The sequence below is a fragment of the Nonomuraea sp. NPDC004702 genome (assembly GCF_053601695.1).
Window position 1 is genome coordinate 145,665 of record NZ_JBSGCE010000009.1, and the last position, 24,637, is coordinate 170,301.

Here is a 24,637-nt window from a genome sequence, read left to right on the forward strand (position 1 = left end):
GAGGTCAGGAGAGCACGGCCTGGGCGGCGACCAGCTCGGCGTACTTGCCGCCGATGGCCGTCAGCTCGTCGTGGGTGCCGCGTTGCACCACCTGGCCCGCGTCGATCACCAGGATCAGGTCGGCGTCCCTGACCGTGCTGAGCCGGTGGGCGATCACGATCCTGGTCTGGACGAGCCGGCTCAGGTTCGCCTCGATGGCCGCCTCCGTGGCGCTGTCGAGGTTGCTGGTGGCCTCGTCGAGCAGCAGCACCTTCGGGCGCGACAGGACGGCGCGGGCCAGGGCGAGCCGCTGCCGCTGGCCGCCCGACAGGCCGCCGCCGTCGGTGAGCATCGTCTCGTACCCCATGGGCATGTCCATGATCTCGTCGTGCAGCGCCGCCAGGCGGGCCGCGGCGACCACCCGCTCCAGGGACGCGCCTGGCTCGTTCAGCGCGATGTTCTCCCTGATCGAGCCGCTGAACAGGGACGGATCCTGGGTGACCACCCCGAACTGGCGGCGCAGCGTGCGCAGGTTCAGCTCGGCCGCCGGGACGCCGTCGTAACGGATCTCGCCGAGCACGGGCGTGTGCAGCGCGAGCAGCAGCCGGGCCAGCGTGCTCTTGCCCGAGCCGGACGCACCCACCAGGGCGACCTTCTGACCAGGGCGGATGGAGACCGAGACGTCGCGCACGGTCCAGGGGGCGCGCGGGTCGTGGCGGAAGCTCACCCCGCGCAGCTCGACCGCGCCCCGCAGCCGCAGCACCTCGATGCCGTTGCTCGGCTCCGGCTCCGAGGCCAGGATGTCGGACAGCCGGTCGAAGTGCGCGCCCGCCTGCTGGAGGCTCTGCAGCCCGGTCATCAGCGAGCCGAGCGGGGTCAGCGCGCCGAGCGCGATGGCGTTCAGCGCCACCAGCGCGCCCACCGTGAGCTGCCCGTCGAGCACCCGCCAGGCGCCCAGCCACAGCAGCCCGAGCGGCGCCGTCACCCGGATCGCGGCCAGCGCCGACTCCAGCAGCCCCCTGGTCAGCCCGGCCCGCACGTCCGCGTTGAGCTGCCTGGCGAAGTGCGACGACCACTGGTCCACGGCCCGCTTCTCGGCGCCCGACGCCTTCAGCGTCTCGATGCCGGTGATCGTCTGGATCAGGCTGGTCTGGGACGCCGACAGCGCCGTCAGCTCCTGCCGGGTGAGCGTGGCGATCCGGCTGGTCGTGGCCAGCAGCAGGACCGTCTGCAGCACGGCCAGCCCGGTCAGCGCCAGCCCGAACACCGGGTCCCACAGGTAGACCAGCACCAGGTAGCCCACGGCCAGCGGGCCGTCCAGCAGCGCCGCCACGACCTGCCCGGTGAGGATGTCGCCGAGCGTCGAGACGCTGCCCGCCCTGGTCACCAGGTCGCCCTTGCCGCGCTGCTGGAAGTACCGGTACGGCAGCGCCACCAGATGGCTGACCAGGCTCTCGGTGAGCTCCTGGTCGGCACGGGCCCGTACGGCGACCAGCAGCGCCGCCCGCAGGTACCCGATCACCAGCTGGGCCGCCCCCGCGAGCAGCACGGAGACGCCCAGCAGGGACAGCACGTCCACCGCCCGCCTGGGCACGATCGAGTCCAGGAGGAGCTGCGAGAACATCGGCAGCGCCAGCCCGAGCACCTGGAGCAGCAACGAGGCCGCGATGAGCTGCGCGAGCAGCCCCCTGCGCCGCCGGAACAGCGTCCGGACGAACTCCCTGCGCCAGGCGCTCGCCGCCGAGGTCGTGCCGCGCCGGAACCCCTCGCCCGGCTCGAACACCAGCAGCACGCCGGTGAACCCGGCCCCGAACTCCTCCGGCGTCAGCCTGCGGCGGCCGTGCCCTGGGTCGACGACGTCCACGCGGTCGGGGGACCAGCGTTCGACCACGATGAAGTGGTTGAACTCCCAGTGCGCGACGGCGGGGAGCGGCACGCGGGCCAGGTCCTCGGGGGCCAGGGAGAAGGCGCGGGCCTTGAGGCCGTGGTCGCGGGCGCCGTCCACGACGGCCTTGGCGCTCAGGCCGTCCCTGCCGACCTGGAGGCGCTCGGCGACCTGGTGGAGCGTGGTGCGGTGCCCGTGGTGGCACAGCACCATGGCCAGGCAGGCCGCGCCGCACTCGGTGTCGGTGTTCTGGAGCAGTACGGGCAGGCGGCGCAACATCAGGCGACCGCCTCCACCGCGGCCATGGTCAGCAGGAGGCCGGTGGCGAGGAGCGCGGCCACCAGCAGCCACAGCGCGAGGAACGACGGGGTGCTGATCACCGGCGGCATCCGGGTGACCCGCGACATCGCCCGGTGCCGCAACGCCTCCTCCCGGTAGATGCCCTGCCCTTCCCGCGGGTCCCGCGCGGGGGGTGCCGCGTGGCGCGGGGCGGGGCGCGTCCTGCCGTACGGATCGTTCAAGGCCGGCGCCCCCCGCCTGGAACCGTCACCCGCCACCCCCATGGCTCACCCGCCTCTCCACTCAGCTCCCGGCAAGCCTAGGAACGCCTACTTGGAAGCCACTTGGGATCCACTGCTCGGCGCACCGCCCGCCGGCGACCGCCCGACAGCCGGGTCAGCGGAAGAGGAGGTCGCCGAAGTTCGGGTCGGCCGGCTCGCCCGGGTCCCTGTCGGTCGGCGAGGGCAGGGCGGTGGGGACGGGGTCCGAGGGGGTGGCGTCCGGCGTGGCCGTGGGGGACGGGCCGGCCGAACCCGTCCCGCCCGGCGTGGGCGTCGGCGTGACCGTGACCGGCACGGACGGCGTGGGCGTCGCGGACGGGCCGGTGGACGGCCCGGGTGACGGCGTCGGGCTCGGCGGCCGGGTCGCGGGACGTTCGTGCCGCGGCTCCCCGGCAGCCCGCCCGTCCCGGCGGTCCTTGCGGCCGGGGGCCTTGCCGGCCTGGCCCGGGGTCCGTCCGGCTACCTGGTCGGCCACCGTGCGGTCCGCGATGACCTCGTAGATCACGATGCTGCCCATGCTGACGGTGAACACCAGGGCCGCGGCGCCGCCCACCCTGGCCCACCGCGGCCTCTTCCCGCGCAGGGCGACCGCCGTGCGCTGCTTCACCCTGTCGCCCGTGCGCTTGAGGTAATGCGTGTAGACGTCGGCGATGACGGTGCTGGCCACGCTCATCATCGCGGCGCCGATCACCGTCCCCGCCGTCCCGAGGTAGGAGGCCGCGACCGCGGCGGTGACCGCGGCCAGGGCGCTTCCCACGATCTGCGGCACGCTCAGCTCCAGCTTCCGCTGCTTGCCGCTCATAGCCAGGATCGTCCCCTCTTGTGGTGCGACGAAGGTGAACAAGCCACCTTGGCCCCCACAGGACGGGACGCCCACGGCGACGCGCGGCACTTTGCCGCGTCCTGGACCCGCGCTTGACGAGGGCGGGAACCGGCCCCCGCGCGGCGGCGGGTCACCGCACGAGCGGAAGCCGGTTCACCCCCGTCATGGTCGGCGTGGGCATGAAGACCACCGGGTCGCCGGGATCGGTGCGCAGGACGCCGACCCGGTCGAGCAGGATGTTCAGCGCCACCCGCCCTTCCAGCCGGGCCAGCGGAGCGCCCAGGCAGAAGTGGATGCCGCGGCCGAAGGCGAGATGCGGGTTGGGGTCGCGGCCGGCGTCGAAGACGTCGGGGTCGGGGAACTGCTTGGGGTCCCGGTTGGCCGAGCCGAGCCAGAGCATGACCATCTTGTCGGTCGGGATCGTCACCCCGCCCAACTCGACCTCGCGGGTGGTCGACCGGGCCAGCCCGGCGAACGGGGTGAACAGCCGCAGCGACTCCTCGATCACGGCCGGCACGGTGGAGCGGTCGGCCCGTACCTTGTCCTGCTGGCCGGGGAAGGCGTCCAGGCACACCACCGTGTTGCCGAGCAGCATCGTCGTGGTGATGTGCCCGGCGAGCAGCAGCAGTATCGCGAAGTTGACGACCTGGTCGTCGGGCAGGCGCTCGCCGTCCACCTCGGCCTCGACCAGCTTGGTGAGCAGGTCGGCGCGGGGCCGTGCGCGGCGCTCCGCGGCGTGCCCGGCGAGGTACTGCGTCATCTCCCGCCATGGTTTGAGGGTGTTCGCCACGTTCGCGCTCTGGCTCTCCACCGGCTCGGCGAGCGAGACCTTGGCGTCACGCTGGAACAGCCCGTCGGCCCACTGCCTGAACAGGGCGCGGTCGCTGCTCGGCACCCCCAGCAGCTCGGCGATGACGATGACGGGGAGCGGGTAGGCCAGGTCGGCCACCAGCTCCAGGCGGTCGCGGCCGTCGGCCGCGTCGAGCAGCTCGTGGGTGAGCTGGGCGATCCGCGGTTCGAGGTCCGCGACGACCTTGCGGGTGAACGCGCTGCTGACCAGCTTGCGCAGCTTGCCGTGCTCCGGCGGGTCGATCTGGGTGATGAACCCCTTCAGCGAGAAGTCCTCGCCCTCCGGCAGCAGCCCCTTGGGGACCAGCCGCATGGTGTCGGAGGAGAACGTGACGGGGTCGGCGAGCACGTCGTGCACTTCCTGGTAGCCGTGGACGTTGTACATCCCGGCGGCGGCGTCGTACTCGACGGACGGGCCCGATCGCGGCCCGTGCAGCCAGAAGTGCTGCTTGGAGATGTTGTACCGTTCGACGATGTCGGACATCGCCTCTCCTTAGTCGTAGATCCACTTTCGGTAGGGCGGGATCAGTTCCTCGAGAATTGCGACGTACTCCGCCGCCGCCGCCTCCAGAACCTCGGCGGACGGCTGCACGGCGGGCTCGAAGGCGTGGCGCACGGTGAAGGCGAGCGCGTCCGCCTGCTCCTCGACGCTCAGCTCCGTCCCGACGGTGTCGATGCCGCCGAGCAGGTAGAAACCCGTGGACGCGGCGCTCAGCGTGTACCGGGGGTGCGGCATGTCGGGCCTGAGCAGGCCGTACCGGTCGGCCACCCGCTGGAACCGCTCGGCCGCGAGGACGTCGTGGCTGCGCAGCGGGTGCTTGGCCAGTTTGCCCAGCAGCTCGATGTCGGTGGTGAACAGCGCCCGCAGCAGCGGCCTGCGGCTCATGGAGACGAAGGCCGCCCGCGAGAAACGATGCGGCAGCACCTGGGCGGGGTCGTGCCGCAGCAGCGCCGCGAACTCCTCCACGACCTCGATGGACTCCCGCAGCAGCAGCGCCTCGAACAGCTCGTTCTTGGTCCGCCAGTGCAGGTAGATGGTGCCCTTGCCGACCCCGGCGCGGCCCGCGATGTCGTCGACGGTGACCCTGCGGTAGCCGTGACGCAGGAGCAGCTCGCCCGCGGCGTCGAGGATCCGGTCCGCCCTTTCCGCCATGCGCCACACCTCATGACTGGATATGAAATCTGGTCATCAGTCACGCTACGCCGCACCCGCGCCCCGCACAAGGGGCCGCTCACCCCAGGACGGCCGGCCGCAGCTCGTCCGCGCACCACTGGCGGAAACCGGTGGGCGTGGTGGCCTGCGGAGTACGCGGCTCGGCGTTGTCCAGCCCCTGGTTCTTGGCCTCCATCATGTCGGCCATCCCCTGGGCCATCGCCTCCGACCAGCCCTGCTCGGCCAGCATGGCCCTGAACGCCGCCATCGGCACGTGCCGCAGGCCGACCGGCCGTCCCAGCACCTCCGACATGATCCGCGCCATGTCCTCGCCCGACAGGTCCTCCGGACCGAGCACCGGGACGTCGGCCCGCCCGGTCCAGTCGCGGTCGAGCAGCAGCCCGGCGGCCACCGCCGCGATGTCACGGGTGGCGCAGGCGGGGGCCTTCAGGTCACCGTGGACCGGCGAGAAGAACACGCCCTGGTCCCTGATCACCGCCGCCTGGTCGAGCAGGTTGTCCATGAACGAGGGCATTGTCAGGGCCCGGTAGGGCACGCCCGTGGCGGCGATCAGGTCGTCCATGGCCAGCGAGGCCGTCACGAGACCGGCGTTCAGCGGCAGGCCGCGGCCCAGGGCCGAGACCCCGACCACCCGGCCCACCCCGCGGCGCACGAACGCCTCGCAGGCCGGACGGCTGAAGTCCAGGTAGGCGGCGTCGAGTCCGACGGCCCGCGGATTCGGCGGGACGACCCAGAACACGGCGTCGGCGCCCGCGAACGCCTCCTCGACGACGCGGGCGTCGCCGTGCGAACCCGGCACGACCTCCACCCGCTCCCGCACGGCCGCCGGCAGCCGGGCCGGGTCCCGCACGACGACGCGGACCGGCTCGTCCGCGGCCAGGACGAGGTCGAGAACCTGCCGGCCGATCCGGCCGGTGGGCGTGGTGATGACGATCAAGGAGAACTCCAAGGGGAATCGGGGAACGTCGTGCTGGGGGGCACGGCCAGTCAACCGAGCGCGGCGGCGAACCTGAAGGACCGATCCGATCACCATTGATACCCTGCGGATATGAATGACCTGGAGGTGCGCGAGCTCCGCTACTTCGTGGCCGTGGCCGAGGAGCTGCACTTCGGGCGGGCCGCCGAGCGGCTGGGCATGGCGCAGCCCCCGCTGTCCCGGGCGATCCGCGAGCTGGAACGCCGGCTGGGCGTGCGCCTGCTGGAGCGCACCACGCGGCAGGTCGCGCTCACCCCGCCGGGCGAGGTCTTCCTGCGCGACGCCCGGGCCGCCCTCGACGCGGTCGCCGCGGCGGCCCGCCGGGTCCGGCACGCGGCCCCTTCCGAGCCGGGGCTCCGGGTGGCGCTCAAGGCCGACTACGACGCCGGGCTGCTGCCGCGGATCCTCGCGGCCTACCGCGACGAGGAGGGCGCGCTCCCGGTCGAGCTGCTGCTGGGCGGGCGCAACGAGCAGGCCCCCGCCCTGCGCGACGGCCGGGCCGACGTCGCGCTGCTGACCACCCCCTTCGACGACCGCGACCTCGACACCGAGCCGCTGCTGAGCGAGCCCCGGCTGGTCGCGCTGCCGGCCGCCGACCCGCTGGCCGCCCGGCCCGTCCTCGCCATGGCCGACCTGGCCGGCCGGCCGCTGCCCGACGGCACCCCCGCCGAGCGGGACGGCGCCGAACCCCTCCCCGGCCACCCGCCGCGCCGCACCGGCCTGGACCTGGCCCAGGTCTGCAACCTGGTGGAACTGGGGAGCGCCATCTGGTTCGTCCCCGTCTCGGTGGCGCGGCGGCACCCCCGGCCGGGCATCGCCTACCGGGAGGTCGCCGACCTGTCGCCGTCCGAGCTGGCCGTGGGGTGGCCGCAGGGGTCCCGCTCGCCGGCCGTGGCCGCGTTCGTCCGCGCCGCCGTCGCCGTCGCGGTGGGTCGGGGCCCCCTTCGTACGGGGGCGTAGCGGGATACCGGGGGAGGGCCCGGCCCTCGCCAAAAGGGGCAGCCTGGCACAATTGGCGCCGTGCCGAAGGACGCTGGCAGGTGAGACCGCCCGCGAGGGGCGGGCCCCTGCGCTGGGGCGCCGAGATCGTGCTCGGGCTCTGCCGCTCGGCCGTCCTGGTCCTGCTGACCTGCCTGATGCCGGTCGTCGGCGTCGTCGTCGGCCACTTCGGCGCCGAGCTGGCCTACTCCTGGTCGGCGAACCTGACCGCGCCCCCGTTCGTCGTGGCCCTGGCGCTGCTGGGCGAGACGCTGGTGGTGATCCTGTGGATCGCCGTCGCCCTGTGGGTCGTGCACCCGCTGACCAGCCGCACCTTCAGCCAGGCCGCCCGCCGGCTCGCCGCGCGCTGGCTCGGCCTGCGCATCGAGGTCGCCTACCGCACCCCCTCGCCGGTCACCCGCATGGCCACCGGCCACTGGTGGGACGGCGAGGAGTACCACAAGTCCGAACGGGAGGCCCGCCGCCGCGCCCGGATGAACGCCCGCTTCCACGACCCCCAGCTGCACTGGGACGGGCTGTGGTGCGTGCTCGCCGGGCTGACCGTGCTGCCGGTCGCCGCCCTGCCGCTGGTCGGCCTGACCGGCGGCGCCTACCTGACGCTCGTCCCGGACTTCCGCGGCCTCGGCCTGGCACTGATCGTCGCCGGGCTGGCCGCCGCGCCGTTCGCCTGGCGCGTCCTCGGCCCCCTGGCCGGCCGCTTCCTCGGCCCGATCCCGGACTCGCGGCTCGGCCGACGGGTGGCGGAGCTGGAGGCCGTCCGCGCCGACCTGACCCAGACCCAGGCCGCCGAGCTCGAACGCATCGAGCGCGGCCTGCACGACGGGGCCCAGGCGCGGCTGGTCGGCATGGGCATGTCGATGCAGGCCGCGGAACATCTCCTGGAGACCGACCCCGCCGCCGCCCGCGCCATCCTGGCCGACGCCCGCGCCTCGTCGATCGCGGCGCTGGCCGAGCTGCGCTCACTGGTCCGCGGCATCAACCCGCCGGTGCTCACCGAGCGCGGCCTGGTCGACGCCGTCCGGGCCCTGGCGCTCGACGCGCCCGTCGAGGTCGCCGTACGCAGTTCCGTGCCCGCGCGGCCCGAGCGTCCGGTCGAGTCCGCGGTCTACTTCGCCGTCGCCGAGCTGCTGGCGAACGTGGCCAAACACGCCCACGCCACCCGGGCGACCGTCGAGCTCGATTACCAGCCGCAGGCGCGGACCCTCACCGCGACCGTCACCGACGACGGCGCCGGCGGGGCGAGCGCGTCCGCCGGCTCCGGGCTGGACGGCGTCAGACGCCGGATGGCCGCTTTCGGCGGCCGTCTGGACATCGACAGCCCCCTCGGGGGGCCCACCCGCGTCTCAGTGGCGGTGCCGTGCGAATTGTCATAGCCGAGGATCTCTTCCTGCTCCGCGATGGGCTCGTCCGTCTCGTCCAGGCGTACGGGCACACCGTCGTCGCGGCCGTCGACTCCGGCCCCGCGGCGCTCGAAGCGCTGGTCGGCCACCGTCCCGACGTGGCCGTCGTGGACGTGCGGCTGCCGCCGACCTTCTCCGACGAGGGGCTCCAGGCCGCGCTCGCCGCCCGCCGCGAGGTGCCGGGCCTGCCCGTGCTGATCCTCTCCCAGCACGTGGAGCAGCTCTACGCCCGCGAACTGCTGGCCGACGGCCAGGGCGGCATCGGCTACCAGCTCAAGGACCGCGTACTCGACGCCGGCCAGTTCATGGACGCGCTCGCCCGCGTCGCCGACGGCGGCACGGCGCTCGACCCGACGGTGGTCGCCAAGCTGCTCGGCCGCCCCGCCCACGCCGACCCCCTCGCCACCCTCACCGAACGCGAACGCTCGGTGCTCGAACTGATGGCCGAGGGCCTGTCGAACGCGGCGATCGCGGCCCGGTTGTTCCTCAGCGAGGGCGCCATCAGCAAGTACACGACCACGATCTTCGCCAAGCTCGGCCTCGCCGCCGACGACGACACCAACCGCCGGGTGCGCGCCGTCCTCACCTACCTGGGCGCCACCGCCCCCTAGCGCTCGACGGCGCGCTCCTGGTGCTCGACGGCGCGCTCCTGGTGCTCGACGGCGCGCTCCGCCCGGGACGGCAGCAGCAGCGCGGTCACCACCACCGCCACCGACAGGACCGCGCCCACCACGAACGCCAGCCGCATGCCGCCGAGGGTCGCCAGCGCCTGCGTGAGGCCCTCGGCCCGCAGGGTGTCGGCCCGCGCGCTCATCACGGTGACCACCAGCGCGGTGCCGATCGCCGCGGCGACCTGCTGGAGCGTGCTCAGGATCGAGCTGCCGTGCGGGTACAGGTGCGGCGGGACCGCCCCGAGCCCGAGCGTGAAGACCGGGGTGAAGGTCGCGGCCAGGCTCACCATGAGCAGCGCGTGCAGGCCCAGCAGCTGCCAGTACGGCATCGTCATCGTGACCTGGGTGAACCCGGCCAGCGCGAGCATGATCCCGATCGCGCCGGGGATGACCAGCACCCGGCCGCCGTGGTTGTCGAACACGCGGCCGACGGCCGGGCCGAGCAGGCCCATCGCCAGCCCGCCCGGCATCACCAGGAGCCCGGTCTCCAGCGGGCTGAGCGCCCGGACGTTCTGCAGGTAGAGAGGCAGCAGGATCATCGACCCGAGCATCGCCATGAAGGCCACCGACATCAGCACCAGCGCCACCGTGTACGTGCGGTGGCGCAACGTGCGCAGGTCCATCAGCGGCGCCCCGCGCCTCTGCAGCACGAGCTGGCGCACCACGAAGACGGCGATGGTGACCAGCCCGGCCGCCGTGATCGCGGCGGCGACGCGCACGTCACCGCCCTCGAACCGGCTGAGCCCGTAGACCAGCCCGCCGAACCCGGCCGCCGCCGTCACCACGCTGAACCAGTCGATCGTGCTGACCTCGGGCTCGCCGGTGTTCCTGAGCTGCCGCAGGCCGCTCCACGTGATCAGCCCGGCGATCGGCAGCACCACCGCGAACAGCAGCCGCCACGACCCGAAGTGCAGGATCACCCCGGAGATCGCCGGACCCATGGCTGGGGCGACGGAGATCGCCAGCGTCACGTTGCCCATCACCCGCCCCCGGTCCTTCTCCGGCACGACCTGCATCAGCGTGGTCATCAGCAGCGGCATCATCACGGCCGTGCCGGACGCCTGGACGATCCGGGCCCCCAGCAGCACCCCGAACACCGGCGCGACCGCGGCCAGCGCCGTGCCCAGCAGGAACAGCCCCATGGCGGTGGTGTATGCCGTGCGGGTGGTGACCCGCTGCAGGAACCAGCCGGTGATCGGGATGACCCCGGCCATGGTCAGCATGAAGGCCGTGGAGAGCCACTGGGCGGTCTGCTCGGTGATGTGCATGGCGTCCATCAGCCGGGGGATCGCGTTGATCATGATCGTCTCGTTGAGCACGACCACGAACGTCGCCAGCACCAGCAACCGGATCACGGCGGGCGTACGGCCCGACCCGGCGGACACGCCCTTGGCGGATGATTCGAGTTGTGGGCTGGACACGGTACCTCTATCGGTCTCGGGCCCGACCTCGTCACGGCCGGCCTGGCGGTCATGGGTTTCCTCAGCAGTCCTCGTCACCCCCATACTGACCACCCCCACCGACGAAACTCATCGCCGCCCCCGGGAACCGCCCCCTCCTCCTCCGCTCCCCAGGCCCTCACCGCCCCACGACCTGGCTCACGAGAAGGTGAACGTGCTCACGGTGGCGCAGCGCAGCACCGTCATGGAGAAGGGAGTCTGCGAGCTCGGGGTCCCCGGCTGATTCACGTACTGCCCCGGAAAGCAGAATGTGGAGGCCCGGTTTACCGGTGCCTCCACATGTGTGCGGTGTGTCCGAGGGGGGACTTGAACCCCCATGCCCATCACTGGGCACTAGCACCTCAAGCTAGCGCGTCTGCCTATTCCGCCACCCGGACTTGGTGCCTGCACGCGGGACGTCATCTCGCGTCGGCTCCGTAAGGTTAGCAAACTCTGGGGGGTGAGTCATACCAAGTATCGGCACAGGGGAGCGGCGCCGACTCTCCGGTGGCCCGCCGGCGGACCCGCCGGACCGTCCTGATGACCCTCCCAGGTGTCTTCCGTGAAGCGGACCAGCGTGTCCTTGGCCTTTTTCGGGGTCTCTGCTGAAAAGCCCTTGCGGCAACTTTGGGTGCTGCTACGGTTACGGATCGTTGAGGGGTGAGTCCACGGACCGGCCTCACGACGTGAGGCCGGTTCCGGAAGCTGGGAGGTCACGTGGCACGCACGAAGGTCGGGCAGTCGAGGGCGTCGTCCCTCGCTGTGCGCCGCGTGCCCACGACGCTCCCGGAGCAGGACACGACCGCCGAGCGGGCCGACCGGATGGCGCGGTTCGCGGCCGGTGCCCGCAGGGTTGTCGTGCGGGCAGTCACGATGGGCGCCCTCGTGGCGGCCGGATGGCTGCTCGCCGTCGTGTTCGGAGCCATGTCCGCCGCTCCGGCGGCCGCGGATGCCACCGCGGCCACCACAGGAGCCGCCGACGCGGCCCCCGCTCCCCTTTCGGTCCCCGGCTACCTCTCGGCGTCGGACAACGCCGAGGCGATGGCCGGCCGCACCGTGGACGGTCTCAACAGCCAGCAGGATCCTGGTCTGCCACCACCATCCTCCGCCGGAAAGATCTTGGACACCGATGGACTGGTGCCCAACGGTGGTGGCAGCGGCCCGTTCGGGCCCGGTATGGGGGATGTCGCGAGGTCCGGTGTCGACCCGCGGCTGCAGTACCAGTCCGCCGTCATGGCGCGTGTGCTGCCCCCCGTCGTCCGCACAGCGGCGGACGACCCTTCCTTCTCACCTGACTGATCCCGCCATCTCCACACGCCCCGGACGTCCCGTCCGGAGAGCGACGGCGGAGCGTGGTCAGATCCCCTCCGCCGGCGGGTGAGACGTCAGTCAACCTGTTCGCGAACCGAGGCCACCGTTGTGTGCGACCTCGCACGGCCTCGGCTGCCCGCGAACCGTTTCAGGTATCCCCCCAAGAACCACTAGGAGCATTCACCATGCGTACGTGGGCTAGAGCATCTACTCCTGCGGCCCTTCTGGCGGTCGCGGTCATGTCGTTCGGCAGCGGTGCGGCCTTCGCCGACACCTCGGGCAACTCCTCGGTCGGCGGCGGCAACCAGGTCAACCTGCCGATCAACCTGCCCATCGACATCAGCGGCAACGCCGTCGGCGCGGCCGGCCAGTCGTCCGCCGGGTCCCACGGCGGCGCCTCGGTCGAGAACGCCGGCCCGAGCGACATCCCCAACCGCACCTCGGGGAACTCCAGCGTGCTGGGCGGCAACCAGGTCAACGCCCCGATCACCGCGCCGCTGAACGCCTGCGGCAACGCGGTCTCCCTGTTCGGCAAGTCGGACGCGGGCTGCCGGGGCGGCGCGACCGTCCACAACAAGGGCAAGGGCGGCGCCGGGGGCAACACGACCTCGGGCGACTCCAGCCTCATCGGCGGGAACCAGCTCACGGCGCCGATCACGGCTCCGATCAACGCCTGCGGCAACGCGCTGGCCATCTTCGGCGACGCGACCGCGGGCTGCAAGGGCGGCGCCTCCGTGCACAACAGCGGCGTCGGCAACGCGGGCGGCAACCGGACGTCCGGGCGCTCGTCCGCGCTGGGCGGCAACCAGGTGATCGCGCCGGTCAACGGGCCGATCAACATCTGCGGGAACGCGGTGGCGGTGTTCGGGCGGGCGTTCGCGGGCTGCCAGGGCGGCGCCAGCGTCACCAACTCGGGCGGCGGCTGGCTGCACCACATGGCCGCGCCGGGCTCCACGGGCAACGACACCGACGGGCGTTACGGCGCAGGCAGCGGCAACCAGGTGATCGCCCCCGTCAACCTGCCCATCACGGCCTGCGGCAACGCCGTCGGCAACGCGGTGGCCAACTGCCGGGGCGGCGCGACGGTGCTGAACACCCGCGCCGGTTCCGGGGCGGGCGGCAACACGACCTCCGGGCGTTCGGGCGTGCTGAGCGGCAACCAGGTGATCGCGCCGATCACGGCTCCGCTCAACGTCTGCGGCAACGCCGTGGCCGCCTTCGGCAAGGCGTTCGCCGGGTGCCGGGGCGTCGTCTCGGTCAAGAACGGCGGCCGGGGCGCCGGCGGCAACCACACCTCCGGTCAGTCGGGCGTCGGGGCGGGCAACCAGGTGATCGCGCCGATCACCGCGCCGCTCAACGTCTGCGGCAACGCGGCCGCGGTGCTCGGCGCCTCCAGCGCCCACTGCAAGGGCGGCGCGGCCGTCTGGCCGCACAACGGCGTGGGCGGCGGCGGCAACTCGACCTCCGGGCGTTCGGGCGTGCTGAGCGGCAACCAGGTGATCGCGCCGATCACGGCCCCGGTCAACGTCTGCGGCAACGCCGTGGCCGTGCTGGGCGACGCCGCGGCGGGCTGCCTGGGCGGCGCGCACGTCGGCAAGCCCGGCAACCCGGGCGGCTACGGCCAGTTCCTGCGGTCCACCGGCCACCAGGCCGCGGCCAAGAGCGGGCTGCTGCCCGCGGTGCCCGCCGTCCCGGCGCTCAACGGTGTCAACGGCACCGGCGCCGTGCCCGGTCTGCCCGACGTCGGCGGCCTGCCGAAGGCGGGCGGCCTGCCGGTTCCCGGCAACGTGACGCAGCAGCTCCAGAGCTCGGGCCTGCCGCTCCCCGGCAACGTGACGCAGCAGCTGGAGGGCTCGGGCCTGCCGGTCGGCGGCGGCCTGTCCTCGCTGCCGCTCGTGGACGACGCGTCCAAGACCCTGGGCCTGCCCGCCCTGCCCGAGCTGCCCGGCCTTCCCGGCCAGGCGCAGGCTCCGGTGCAGGGTCCGGCGCAGGCCAGGCCCGGCGAGGTGGACACGCCGGCCAAGTCCTGGGAGAAGCGGGTGCCCGTCCGGCCCGGCAAGCGTCACATGGCCGACAGGACCGACCACGTGCGCAGGGCGCCGGCCCGTCCTTCTTCGCCGCTCTCCCCGGCCACCGACCTGCTCTCCTCCACCCCGGTCGGCGGCGCCGTGACCTCGGCCACCGGCGGCCTGCCGGTCGGCAACCTGGGCCTGATGAGCGCCGCCCAGCCCGCCGGTCTCACCGGGATGAACTCCAGCTCGCTGCTCGCGCTGCTGCTCGGCTCGATGTTCGCCGCGTCGGCCACGCTGTTCGCGACCGCCCGCCGGTTCCGGTTCGGCCGTAAGTAGATATACGGCATAGGTCGGTAACCACAGATACCGCTACCGCTCCACCGCCTGGGAGCGGTAGGCGATAGATGCTTTGCCCGTTCCGGGGGCGCGGCCCGGAGCGGGCAAAGCCATGTCCAGGCTCAGAGCGTGCTGCGGACACGGATGACCTTGCGTCGCAGCCGTACGTGCCGGCTCCCGTCGGGGTGCACCCGCACCCGCGCGAGCTCCCACTGGCCGTACTCTGCGTGTTCGGTCAGCAGTTGACGTGCGGCTTCGCGAGTGAGGTCGCGCGGAATGAAGATATCCATGTAGGAGTAGTCGAGCACAACGATTAGTCTCCAGGGTGAGTCAGGGCGCCATGCCGCTCGATGGGGCTTATTCTGCGTGCTTGTGGGTGGACCCGGAAGCTAGTGGGTAGCCCGGGGGAAGGAAATTTCCGCGAGTCGGGTTACCTTTCAGATCTATGCCGACTCCCGGCAGGGGGATTGCAAGCGAACAGTGAGGTAGGAAGCAGCGTGCCAGCCAAGAACGGCAGCTCCGGCGGAACACGCCTGGTGATCGTCGAGTCGCCCGCCAAGGCGAAGACGATCGAGAAATACCTCGGCGCCGGCTACACGGTCGAGTCCAGCATCGGCCACATCCGTGACCTGCCGGAGCGGGCCGACGACATCCCCGAGGCCTTCAAGAAGGAGTCCTGGGCGCGCCTTGGCGTGAACGTCGAGCACGAGTTCGAGCCGCTGTACGTCGTCAACCCCGACAAAAAGGCGCAGGTCAGCAAGCTGCGGCAGCTGTTGAAGGGTGCTGACGAACTCTACCTGGCCACTGACGAGGACCGGGAGGGCGAGGCGATCGCCTGGCACCTGCGCGAGGTGCTCAAGCCGACCGTGCCCGTCCACCGCATGGTGTTCCACGAGATCACGCCGCAGGCGATCCGCGACGCCGTCGCGAACCCGCGCGACCTCAACCTCCGCCTGGTCGACGCCCAGGAGACCCGCCGCATCCTCGACCGGCTCTACGGTTACGAGGTCAGCCCGGTCCTGTGGAAGAAGGTCAAGCCGCGGCTGTCGGCCGGCCGGGTGCAGTCGGTGGCGACGCGGCTGGTGGTGGAGCGCGAGCGGGAGCGCATGGCGTTCACCTCCGCCCACTACTGGGACCTGCAGGCGCTGTTCGACTCGGGCAAGCCCGAGGAGCGGCCGCGTGACTTCACCGCGACGCTGACCTCGGTAGGCGGCAAGAGGGTGGCCCAGGGGCGCGACTTCGCCAGCACCGGGCAGCTCAAGACGGCCGACGTGCTGCACCTGTCCGAGGCCGCCGCCGGTGAGCTGGCCGGCCGGCTCCAGGGCACGTTGTTCTCGGTCAAGTCCGTCGAGCGCAAGCCGTACACGCGCAAGCCGTACGCGCCGTTCCGGACGACCACATTGCAGCAGGAGGCCAGCCGGAAGCTGGGCTTCTCCGCCAAGTACACGATGCAGGTCGCCCAGCGGCTGTACGAGCAGGGTTTCATCACCTACATGCGTACCGACAGCATCACGCTGTCGGAGACCGCGATCGCCGCCGCCCGCTCGCAGGCCATCAAGCTCTACGGCGCCGCGTACGTGCCCGACAAGCCGCGCGTCTACACCAGCAAGGTCAAGAGCGCGCAGGAGGCCCACGAGGCGATCCGGCCCTCCGGCGAGGAGTTCCGCACGCCGGGCGAGACCGGGCTGTCCGGCGACATGTTCCGCCTCTACGAGCTGATCTGGCAGCGCACCGTCTCCTCGCAGATGAAGGACGCGGTCGGCGAGTCGATCAGCGTCAAGGTCGGCGGCCGTTCGGCTTCCGGCGAAGACGTCGAGTTCAGCGCCTCGGGCCGGACGATCACCTTCTACGGGTTCCTCAAGGCGTACGTCGAGGGGGCCGACGACCCCTCGACCGACCGCGACGACTCCGAGAAGCGGCTGCCCAACCTGGCCGAGGGCGACGCGCTGACCGTGTCGCGGCTCGACGTGGCCGCCCACTCCACCAAGCCGCCCGCCCGTTACACCGAGGCCTCGCTGGTCAAGGAGATGGAAGACCGCGAGATCGGGCGGCCCTCGACGTACGCGTCGATCATCGGCACGATCCTCGACCGCGGCTACGTGTTCAAGAAGGGCACCGCGCTGGTGCCGTCCTTCCTGGCCTTCGCCGTGGTCAACCTGCTTGAGCAGCATTTCGGCAACCTGGTCGACTACGACTTCACGGCCGAGATGGAGAAGGTGCTCGACGACATCGCCAACGACCGCGCCGAGCGGGTGCCCGAGCTGCAGCGTTTCTACTACGGCGCGGGCGACGGCGACGAGGGACTGAAGGAGATGGTCACCGACCTCGGTGACATCGACGCCAAGGAGATCAGCTCGTTCCCGATCAAGGGGACGGACATTGTCCTGCGAGTCGGGCGTTACGGGCCGTACCTGGACAGAGACGGCGCGCGGGTCAACGTGCCCGAGGACACCACGCCCGACGAGCTGACGGCGGAGAAGGCCGAGGAGCTGTTCTCGCGGCCGACCGGCGACCGCGAGCTGGGGCGCGACCCCGTGAGCGGCCACATGGTCGTGGCCAAGGACGGCCGTTACGGGCCGTACGTGACGGAGATCCTGCCCGAGCCGGCCGAGGACGAGACGCCGAAGAAGCGGACGAAGAAGGCAGACGCCCCCAAGCCGCGCACCAGCTCCCTGTTCAAGACGATGTCGCTCGACACGATCACCCTCGACGACGCGCTCAAGCTGCTGGCCATCCCCCGGGTGGTGGGCGAGCTCGACGGCGAGGAGGTCGTGGCGCACAACGGGAAGTTCGGGCCGTACATCAAGAAGGGCACCGACTCCCGCTCGCTCTCCTCGGAAGAGGACCTGCTGACGGTCACGATCGAGCAGGCCAAGGAGCTGTTCGCGCAGCCCAAGCAGCGCGGGCGGCGGGCCGCGGCGGCGGCGCCGCTGCGGGAGCTGGGTGACGATCCGGCCTCGAAGAAGCCGGTCGTGGTCAAGGAGGGGCGTTTCGGTCCCTACGTGACCGACGGCGAGACGAACGCGTCGCTGCGCAAGGGCGACACGGTCGAGGACATCACCATCGAACGGGCCGCCGAGCTGCTGGCCGAGCGCCGCGATCGGGCGCCCGCGCCGAAGAAGACCACGCGGAAGGCCCCGGCGAAGAAGACGACCGCGAAGAAGCCGGCGGCCAAATCGTAAGTAGCATCGACGTGTGATCGTGCTGGTCTTCGTCGCTCTCGTCGTGGTGGCGCACCTTTATCTGTGGCATCGGATGGTGCGCTCCGCGACCCGCCCCGGGCGCGCCCGCAAGGCGCTGACCTGGGGCCTGGTCGGGCTCGTCCTGCTCGTGGTGGCCGCGTTCGCGGGCACGCGGATGGAGCTGGGCAACTGGCTGGCCTGGCCGGGCTACCTGTGGGTGGCGCTGATGTTCTACCTGGTGGTGTTCCTGCTGGTGCTGGAGGTGCCGCGGGCCGTCGCGTCGATGATCATCCGCAGGGGCGAGCGCGGGTCGGTGGCGGTCAAGGAGCCGGTTCCGGTGGCGGCGGTGGCGTCCGCCGCCGCGCCGTCCGGGCCCGCCGCTGCGCCTGTTCCCCTTACCGTGCCGCCCATGAGCAGGCGGCTCTTCCTGGGGCGCACCACCGCGGTGGTGGCCGGGGTCGGCGCGCTCGGCACGGTCGGTTACGGCATGACCAGCGCTCTGGGCGACCCGGTGCTGGAGCCGGTGCGGGTCCGGCTGCCCAAGCTCGACCCGAGGCTGAACGGCCTGCGCTTCGCCGTGGTGAGCGACATCCACCTGGGCCCGCTCACGGGCGTCGGCCACACCGAGCGCATCGTCAGGATGATCAACGGCCTGCGTCCCGACGTGGTGGCCATCGTCGGCGACCTGGTGGACGGGTCCGTGGCGCAGTTGGGCGCCCTCGCCAAGCCCCTCAAAAGCCTTGAGTCCCGCTACGGGGCATATTTCGTGACCGGTAACCACGAGTACTACACCCAGAACGGCCCCCAGGAATGGATCGAGGAGCTCGACCAGCTCGGCGTTCGCTCGTTGCGTAACGAGCGCGTGGAGATCAGCCACCAGGGCGCCGTGCTCGACCTGGCCGGGGTGAACGACCTCAACGGCGAGGCCGTCGGCGACGGGCCCGACTTCGCCAAGGCGCTCGGCGGACGGACGCCCGGACGCTCCACCGTGCTGCTCGCGCACCAGCCCGTACAGGTGGACCAGGCGGCCGGCTTTGGCGTCGACCTGCAGCTGTCGGGGCACACGCATGGCGGCCAGATCGCGCCGTTCAACCTGGTGGTGGGCCTGCAGCAGCCCGTCGTGTCGGGGCTGGCCACGGTCGACGGCGTGCAGGTGTACGTCACCAGGGGCGCGGGGTTCTGGGGGCCGCCGGTACGGGTCGGCGCGCCGCCGGAGATCACTATGCTGGAGCTGCACTCCTGACTTTGCGCGACGCGGTCGCCACGTGGTGTCATCTTGGCGTAGTATCCGACCGGATACTCGCAGGAGGTGAGCATGGTGTCCTCCCCGGCCGAAGGGGCGTTGCGTCAGGCGGCTTCGCTCGCGCCCGACGTCGCCTTCTGGGCCAGGCGCGGCGGGCTGCTGTTCAGGCAGGCGCGCCACGCGGCGAGCATGAACCAGAAGGCGCTGGCCAGCAGGAGCGGCACCTCGCGCACCACGCTGTCGGCCTACGAGCACGGCAGGAAGTCGCCGACGCTGGAGACCGCCGGGCGCATCCTCGACGCGGCCGGGTTCCGGCTGGCCCTTGAGCCCAAGGTCGAGTTCGCCGTGCAGTCGGCGGGCGGGCGCAGCTTCCACGTCCCGAGCCGCCTGCGGCGGCTGCCGGTGGCCGCGGCGCTGGGCGTCCTGCGGTTCGGCGGCCGGGTCTACGACCTGGCCGACCGCGACCAGCGCCGGGCGGCCTACTCGGCGCTGCTGAGCGAGGGCGGCCCCGCCGACCTGCTCGATCACGTCGACGGCGCGCTGCTGGTCGAGCTCTGGGGCGAGCTGGCCCTGCCGGCCGCCGTCCGCGCCGCCTGGAGGCCTCTGGTGGAGCAGATCAGGCAAGAGGCCGGAGTAATGAATTGACGACGTTTTCGAGGGCCTATTCCATGCGGGTAACCTGCACGCCGACCCGCGAACGTAATACCCTCAGCCACGGACAAGCGGGTAATTCCGCGTTGTCTCCCGCCTTCCCATGTCCGGCCGACACCTGGATACGCTGAAATCATGACTGCCCCTAGGCGCGCTGCACATGTGCTGGCCCATGCGCCGTTCCGCCGTCTCTGGACGGCCATGTCGGTGTGCAGTCTGGGCGACTGGCTCAACATCCTGGCCCTGACCGCCCTCGCCGGAAACCTCAACCAGGGCGACTACCGCATGCAGTCGCTGGCCGTGGGCGGCGTGTTCATCGCCAAGATGTTGCCGGCGGTGCTGCTCGGGCCGCTGGCCGGGGTGTTCGCCGACCGGTTCGACCGGCGGCTGACCATGTTCACCGCAGACCTGGCCAGGTTCGCGGTCGTGTTGTCGATCCCGGTCATCGGCACCTACCAGTGGGTGATCGTCGCGACCGTCCTGGTCGAGTGCGTCAACCTGTTCTGGGTCCCGGCCAAGGACGCCACGGTGCCCAACCTGGTGCCCAAGGACCAGCTCGAATCCGCCAACCGGCTCAACCTGCTGGTCACCTACGGCAGCGCGCCGATCGCGGCCCTGCTGTTCGCCGCGCTGTCCCTGGCCGGCGACATGGGGCGCAGCGTCCTGCCGCTGTTCAACGGCATGGACCCGACCGCTCCGGCGCTGATCGTCAACTCCCTGGCCTACCTGGTGTCGGCCTTCTTGATCTTCACGTTGCGCGGCATCCCCAAGCGCGACGGCGCGATCTCGACGCCCTCGGTGCTCAAGCAGGTCGTCGAGGGCTGGCGTTTCGTGGGCGGCAACCGGCTCGTGCGCGGCCTGATCATCGGCATGCTCGGCGCGTTCGCCGCGGGCGGGGCCGTGGTCGGCGTGGCGAAGATCTACGTGGTGGCCCTCGGCGGCGGCGACGCGGCCTACGGCGTCGTGTTCGGCGCGGTCTTCGTCGGCATGGCGCTGGGCATGTTCGTCGGCCTCAGGCTGCTGCGCGGGCTGTCGCGGCGGCGGCTGTTCGGCCTGGCCATCACCGTGGCCGGGGTGGTGCTCGTGGCCATCGCGCTGATCCACAACCTGCCGATCGTCGTCATGCTGACCGTGCTGCTCGGGGCGTGCGCGGGCATCGCGTGGATCATCGGCTACACCCTGATCGGGCTGGAGGTCGAAGACGCGCTGCGCGGGCGCACGTTCTCGTTCCTGCAGTCCACGGCGCGGGTCACCCTGCTGCTCGTGGTGGCGGTGGCCAACCCGCTGGCGGCGCTCTTCGGCGCCCACGAGTTCGGCCTCGGCGCCATCGCCTACCGCTTCGACGGCACCAACCTGGTGCTGGTCATCGGCGGCGGGCTCGCGATGGCCGTCGGGATCCTGGCGCTGCGCCACATGGACGACAGGCAGGGCGTCTCGCTGTCGGCCGACCTTCTCGCGGCGGTGCGCGGCGAGCGCTATCCCGCCGAGCCGGCCGAGCACGTGCCGGGGCTGTTCATGGCGTTCGAGGGCGGCGAGGGCTCGGGCAAGACCACCCAGTCGCGGCTGATCGCCATCTGGCTGCGCGACCAGGGCTACGACGTGGTCCAGACGCGGGAGCCCGGCTCCACCAAGATCGGCATGCGGTTGCGGGCCATCCTGCTCGACGCGGCCGAGCGAGGTCTGTCGGCCCGTTCGGAGGCCCTGCTCTACGCGGCCGACCGGGCCGAGCACGTCGAGAAGGTGATCCGCCCGGCGCTCTACCGGGGCTCGCTGGTGATCAGCGACCGCTACGTCGACTCGTCCCTGGCCTACCAGGGCGCCGGCCGGGCGCTCGACCCCGAAGACGTGTCCAAGATCAACGCGTGGGCGACGGGCGGCCTCGTGCCGCATCTGACCGTGCTCATCGACACGCCGCCCGAGGTGGGGCTCACCCGGCTGGGCGGGGCGGCCGACCGCATCGAGTCCGAGCCGCTGGAGTTCCACCAGCGGGTGCGCAAGGAGTTCCGCGCGCTGGCCGCCGCCGATCCCGGCCGCTACCTCGTGGTCGACGGCACGATGCCGCCCGAGGTGCTGACCCGCCAGATCCAGGACCGCATCCGCGAGATCCTGCCCGATCCGGTGCCCCGGGAGTCCGAAGACGCCACGGGCACGATGCCCGCCATCCGCGACTAGCCTTACGCCGTGACAGTTTTCGATGACCTCGTCGGGCAGAACCAGGCGATCTCCGTGCTGTCGCGGGCCGCTGCGGCGGCCGGCGAGGCCGTCAAGGGCGGTCGCGGCGCCGGCATGACGCATGCCTGGCTGTTCACCGGCCCGCCCGGCTCGGGCCGGGAGGAGGCCGCGCGCGCCTTCGCCGCCGCGCTGCTGTGCCCCGACGCCGGTTGCGGCCACTGCGACCAGTGCCACCAGGTGCTCATCGGCTCTCACCCCGACCTGGAGTCCGTACGTCCTGAGGGCCTGTCCTACAGCGTCAAGCAGACCCGCGAGCTCATCCTGCGGGCTGCCGGCGCGCCCACCCAGGGCCGCTGGCGGGTCATCCTGTTCGAAGACGCCGACCGCGCCACGGAGTCGGCGGCCAACGCCCTGCTCAAGGCCATCGAGGAGCCGCCGCCGCGCACGGTCTGGCTGCTGTGCGCGCCCGCCCCCGACGACCTCATGATCACCATCAGGTCGCGCTGCCGCCAGGTCACGCTGACCACGCCGTCCACCGAGGCCGTCGCGCACGTGCTGGCCACCCGCGACAGCGTGCCGTGGGAGACCGCCGCGTTCGCCGCGCGGGCCGCGCAGGGGCACATCAGCAGGGCACGGTCACTGGCCCTCGACGAAGGCGCCCGCCACCGGCGGGAGGCCGTGCTCGGCATCCCACGCACGCTGACCGGGGTGGGCGAGTGCGTGTCCGCCGCCGAACGCCTGGTCAAGACGGCTGAGGAAGAGGCCGCGGCGGCCACGGCGGCGCTCAACGAGAACGAGACGGCCGAGCTGCGCAAGATCTACGGCGAGGGCTCCACGGGCAAGGGGCTCAACCGGGGGCTGGTGCGCGGCGGGGCGGGCGCACTCAAGGAGCTGGAGGACCGGCAGAAGTCCCGAGCCACCCGCATCAAACGGGATTCGCTCGACGCCGCGCTGCTGGAGCTGGTGTCGTACTACCGCGACGTGCTGGCCATGCAGTTCGGGGCGGGGGTGGAGCTGGCCAACGACGACATCCGGTTCGATCTCGACCAGCTCGCCAGGTCGTCCACGCCGGAGGAGACGCTGCGGCGGATCGACGCGATCATGCGGTGCCGGGAGCGGCTGGGGGCCAACGTCAATCCGCAGATGGCGGTGGAGGCGATGATGTTGTCGCTGCGCGGGGCGGCCTGAGCTGATCCCGGCCACTGCCTGTGGTGGCTGCGCGGGCTGCTTGAGGGCTCGCCCGGGGGTGGCTCGCCTTGGGGGCCTGGCCGCGGCTGCCTGCGGTTTCCGCCTTCTCGCTTGTCAGGAGGGCGAAAAGATGGCTGGGTGACCGGAGCAGCAAGTGAGCCCGCGAAGCGTCTCTGTAGCGTGGAAGTCGAACTGCTCTCCCAACAACAGGCCCTGGCGCGGCAACAGGTCGATGTGGCATCGATCTTCGCCGAGCATCATGTGGGCCTCGTGCGGCTCGCCCTGATCATGGTCGGTGATCAGGCCACCGCCGAAGACGTCGTACAGGAGGCGTTCGCACGTACGCACGCCGGCCGAGCCCGTCTGCGGGACGCCGACAAGGCGCTGGCCTATGTGCGTTCCGCCGTGCTCAACGGGTGCCGGTCCGTCCTGCGCAGACGGGCGACGGTGTTCCGGCGGGCGGTGCCCTACGAGCCGCCGGTCTGGTCGGCGGAGAGCGCCGCGCTGCTGGGCGAGGAGCGTCGGGAGGTGCTGCTCGCCCTGCGGGAGCTGCCGCGCAGGCAGCGTGAGGCGCTGACCCTGCGCTACTACTTCGACCTGTCCGACCAGGAGGTCGCCGCGACCATGGGCGTCAACGCGAGCACGGCCAGGTCCACGATCGCGCGAGGGCTCGCCGCTCTCGGCCGGGCGCTTGGGGAGGAATCATGAACAGTCCGATGGAAGACAGGCTTCGTGCCGCGCTCGTCGAGGCCGGCGCGACCGTCGACACCGGCGCGCTCAAGCCGCTGCGCACGCCGGAGCGGCGCCGGAGCCGGGTGGACCTCCGGCTGGTGAGCGCGGCCGTGGCGGTGGTGCTCGCGGGGGCTACGACCGCCGTCTGGCTGGGCGTGCGAGGCGACGAGCACGTGGCGACGCTGGCCGGCCCCCCCGGCGGTCAGGCCGATGCCCAAGAGCTGACGATCTTCCTCTGTTCGAGGTCGGCCAGCGGGAAGGCGCCGTCCTGTCAGGGGCAGGGCGTCACGCCTGATCAGACGAAGTCGATCGCCAAGGCGGCGAAGGAGGTGTCCGGCGTCACCTCGCTCATGTATGTGGACCAAGCCGAAGCCTTCGAGAGCTTCCGGCGCGACTTCGTGCACAACCAGCGGCTGCTCGACGCGGTGACGGTCGACGACCTGCGTGCCTCGTTCCGGCTGCGGCTGGAGCCCGGGACGGATCCGGTGCCGGTGAAGCAGGCACTCAGCTCGCTCCCGGGGGTCGAGGACATCGACTTGGTGCCCTCCGCCGCTTCCCTTCCGTCATCGGGCGCTCAGGTCAGCGTCTTCCTCTGCGGCGACGGTTCGGCGCTGCCCGCCTGCGGGGCCGAACGTGCGGCGGACGGCGACAAGATCGTGAAGGAGGGCAAGGGGGCCACGACCAGACAGAAGGCCGAGATCGTCGCAATCCTGCGCGCGTCCAAGCAGGTCAAGTCCATCCTCTTCGAGGACCGGTCGACGGCGTACGAGAACTTCAAGCGCAGCTACCAGGACAACAAGGCACTGCTCGCCGCCACCAGGGTTGGGGACATGCCGGAGTCGTACCGGTTGCAGATGAGGTCGGAGCGCGGCGACTGGAGCGCGCTGCTCAAGGCCCTGAGACGGCAGCGGGGTGTCGCATCCGTCGTCGACCGCCGTTGTACGGTCGACGCGGCTCTGGCCATGGCCCGCTACCGGGTCTCGCTGCCGAAGGGCCAGGACTGCCGGACGGGCGGTTGATTCAAGATCGGGCCCGGTGCCCCTCACGTTCACCGG

At 71.8% G+C, this 24,637-nt stretch carries 20 protein-coding genes and 1 tRNA gene; 12 read left to right on the forward strand and 9 right to left on the reverse strand.

Features of this window, described 5'->3' with window-relative positions; genetic code table 11:
- Positions 1-4 precede the first annotated feature (4 nt).
- From ACWEJ6_RS14665 to ACWEJ6_RS14690, 6 genes are all read right to left on the reverse strand, one after another.
- On the reverse strand, positions 5-2,143 hold the full coding sequence (locus ACWEJ6_RS14665; protein ID WP_452423982.1) for a peptidase domain-containing ABC transporter: 2,139 nt from the start codon (positions 2,141-2,143) through the stop codon (positions 5-7).
- Complete coding sequence (locus ACWEJ6_RS14670; RefSeq protein ID WP_387671624.1) at positions 2,143-2,385, reverse strand: hypothetical protein; 243 nt, start codon at positions 2,383-2,385, stop codon at positions 2,143-2,145. Before ACWEJ6_RS14670 ends, ACWEJ6_RS14665 begins: the two co-directional genes overlap by 1 nt.
- Before the next feature lie 154 nt (positions 2,386-2,539).
- Positions 2,540-3,226 (reverse strand): hypothetical protein, encoded by a 687-nt coding sequence (locus ACWEJ6_RS14675; protein WP_452423984.1) that lies wholly within the window; start codon positions 3,224-3,226, stop codon positions 2,540-2,542.
- 151 nt (positions 3,227-3,377) lie between these two features.
- Positions 3,378-4,580: a cytochrome P450 gene (locus ACWEJ6_RS14680; RefSeq protein WP_452423986.1), complete on the reverse strand. Its 1,203-nt coding sequence runs from the start codon at positions 4,578-4,580 to the stop codon at positions 3,378-3,380.
- 9 nt (positions 4,581-4,589) lie between these two features.
- Positions 4,590-5,249: a TetR/AcrR family transcriptional regulator gene (locus ACWEJ6_RS14685; protein ID WP_358291469.1), complete on the reverse strand. Its 660-nt coding sequence runs from the start codon at positions 5,247-5,249 to the stop codon at positions 4,590-4,592.
- 79 nt (positions 5,250-5,328) lie between these two features.
- Positions 5,329-6,207 carry an NmrA family NAD(P)-binding protein gene (locus ACWEJ6_RS14690; protein WP_452423989.1) on the reverse strand — a complete coding sequence of 293 codons (879 nt, stop codon included), beginning with the start codon at positions 6,205-6,207 and terminating at the stop codon, positions 5,329-5,331.
- 111 nt (positions 6,208-6,318) lie between these two features.
- Between ACWEJ6_RS14690 and ACWEJ6_RS14695 the strand changes: the two genes are divergently transcribed.
- The 3 genes from ACWEJ6_RS14695 (at position 6,319) to ACWEJ6_RS14705 (ending at position 9,256) form a co-directional block, all read left to right on the forward strand.
- Entirely contained in the window at positions 6,319-7,206 is an 888-nt protein-coding gene (locus tag ACWEJ6_RS14695; protein ID WP_452423990.1) for a LysR family transcriptional regulator, read from the forward strand.
- Positions 7,207-7,286: 80 nt separating this feature from the next.
- Positions 7,287-8,618, forward strand: coding sequence for a sensor histidine kinase (locus tag ACWEJ6_RS14700; RefSeq protein ID WP_452423992.1), 1,332 nt, complete (start codon positions 7,287-7,289; stop codon positions 8,616-8,618).
- The gene (locus ACWEJ6_RS14705) at positions 8,603-9,256 is read left to right on the forward strand and encodes a response regulator transcription factor (RefSeq protein ID WP_358291475.1); all 654 of its coding nucleotides are present in this window, start codon (positions 8,603-8,605) and stop codon (positions 9,254-9,256) included. Before ACWEJ6_RS14700 ends, ACWEJ6_RS14705 begins: the two co-directional genes overlap by 16 nt.
- Here ACWEJ6_RS14705 and ACWEJ6_RS14710 read toward each other — a convergent pair.
- A complete protein-coding gene (locus ACWEJ6_RS14710; protein WP_452423994.1) occupies positions 9,253-10,737 on the reverse strand; it encodes an MDR family MFS transporter in 1,485 nt (494 codons plus the stop codon). The genes ACWEJ6_RS14705 and ACWEJ6_RS14710 overlap by 4 nt on opposite strands.
- 330 nt (positions 10,738-11,067) lie before the next feature.
- Positions 11,068-11,153 (reverse strand) — tRNA-Leu (locus ACWEJ6_RS14715).
- A 373-nt stretch (positions 11,154-11,526) separates the two neighbouring features.
- On the opposite strand from ACWEJ6_RS14715, the gene ACWEJ6_RS14720 reads away from it, so the two are divergent.
- Entirely contained in the window at positions 11,527-12,054 is a 528-nt protein-coding gene (locus ACWEJ6_RS14720; protein ID WP_358291479.1) for a hypothetical protein, read from the forward strand.
- Positions 12,055-12,251: 197 nt separating this feature from the next.
- Entirely contained in the window at positions 12,252-14,414 is a 2,163-nt protein-coding gene (locus ACWEJ6_RS14725; RefSeq protein WP_452423997.1) for a chaplin family protein, read from the forward strand.
- Positions 14,415-14,536: 122 nt separating this feature from the next.
- Here the strand turns inward: ACWEJ6_RS14725 and ACWEJ6_RS14730 are convergent, their stop codons facing one another.
- The gene (locus tag ACWEJ6_RS14730; RefSeq protein ID WP_125641854.1) at positions 14,537-14,722 is read right to left on the reverse strand and encodes a DUF5703 family protein; all 186 of its coding nucleotides are present in this window, start codon (positions 14,720-14,722) and stop codon (positions 14,537-14,539) included.
- A 189-nt stretch (positions 14,723-14,911) separates the two neighbouring features.
- Between ACWEJ6_RS14730 and topA the strand changes: the two genes are divergently transcribed.
- The 7 genes from topA to ACWEJ6_RS14765 all read left to right on the forward strand — a co-directional run bounded on the left by topA (position 14,912) and on the right by ACWEJ6_RS14765 (position 24,601).
- Complete coding sequence (gene topA, locus ACWEJ6_RS14735) at positions 14,912-17,596, forward strand: type I DNA topoisomerase (RefSeq protein ID WP_452423999.1); 2,685 nt, start codon at positions 14,912-14,914, stop codon at positions 17,594-17,596.
- A gap of 13 nt (positions 17,597-17,609) precedes the next feature.
- Positions 17,610-18,839, forward strand: coding sequence for a metallophosphoesterase (locus ACWEJ6_RS14740; protein WP_452424001.1), 1,230 nt, complete (start codon positions 17,610-17,612; stop codon positions 18,837-18,839).
- 72 nt (positions 18,840-18,911) lie between these two features.
- On the forward strand, positions 18,912-19,484 hold the full coding sequence (locus ACWEJ6_RS14745) for a helix-turn-helix transcriptional regulator (RefSeq protein ID WP_452424003.1): 573 nt from the start codon (positions 18,912-18,914) through the stop codon (positions 19,482-19,484).
- Positions 19,485-19,625: 141 nt separating this feature from the next.
- A complete protein-coding gene (gene tmk / locus ACWEJ6_RS14750) occupies positions 19,626-21,662 on the forward strand; it encodes a dTMP kinase (RefSeq protein ID WP_452424005.1) in 2,037 nt (678 codons plus the stop codon).
- A gap of 9 nt (positions 21,663-21,671) precedes the next feature.
- Positions 21,672-22,850, forward strand: coding sequence for a DNA polymerase III subunit delta' (locus ACWEJ6_RS14755; protein ID WP_387671600.1), 1,179 nt, complete (start codon positions 21,672-21,674; stop codon positions 22,848-22,850).
- Positions 22,851-23,030: 180 nt separating this feature from the next.
- Positions 23,031-23,558: a SigE family RNA polymerase sigma factor gene (locus tag ACWEJ6_RS14760; protein ID WP_358291493.1), complete on the forward strand. Its 528-nt coding sequence runs from the start codon at positions 23,031-23,033 to the stop codon at positions 23,556-23,558.
- On the forward strand, positions 23,555-24,601 hold the full coding sequence (locus tag ACWEJ6_RS14765; protein ID WP_452424008.1) for a permease-like cell division protein FtsX: 1,047 nt from the start codon (positions 23,555-23,557) through the stop codon (positions 24,599-24,601). Before ACWEJ6_RS14760 ends, ACWEJ6_RS14765 begins: the two co-directional genes overlap by 4 nt.
- Positions 24,602-24,637 lie beyond the last annotated feature (36 nt).

Coding starts and splice junctions, on each gene's coding strand:
- ACWEJ6_RS14685 (WP_358291469.1), bottom strand. CDS start 5,249: ATGGCGGAAAGGGCGGACCGGATCCTCGACGCCGCGGGCGAGCTGCTC.
- ACWEJ6_RS14725 (WP_452423997.1), top strand. CDS start 12,252: ATGCGTACGTGGGCTAGAGCATCTACTCCTGCGGCCCTTCTGGCGGTC.
- ACWEJ6_RS14745 (WP_452424003.1), top strand. CDS start 18,912: ATGGTGTCCTCCCCGGCCGAAGGGGCGTTGCGTCAGGCGGCTTCGCTC.
- ACWEJ6_RS14680 (WP_452423986.1), bottom strand. CDS start 4,580: ATGTCCGACATCGTCGAACGGTACAACATCTCCAAGCAGCACTTCTGG.
- ACWEJ6_RS14665 (WP_452423982.1), bottom strand. CDS start 2,143: ATGTTGCGCCGCCTGCCCGTACTGCTCCAGAACACCGACACCGAGTGC.
- ACWEJ6_RS14695 (WP_452423990.1), top strand. CDS start 6,319: ATGAATGACCTGGAGGTGCGCGAGCTCCGCTACTTCGTGGCCGTGGCC.
- ACWEJ6_RS14675 (WP_452423984.1), bottom strand. CDS start 3,226: ATGAGCGGCAAGCAGCGGAAGCTGGAGCTGAGCGTGCCGCAGATCGTG.
- ACWEJ6_RS14765 (WP_452424008.1), top strand. CDS start 23,555: ATGAACAGTCCGATGGAAGACAGGCTTCGTGCCGCGCTCGTCGAGGCC.
- tmk (WP_452424005.1), top strand. CDS start 19,626: ATGACTGCCCCTAGGCGCGCTGCACATGTGCTGGCCCATGCGCCGTTC.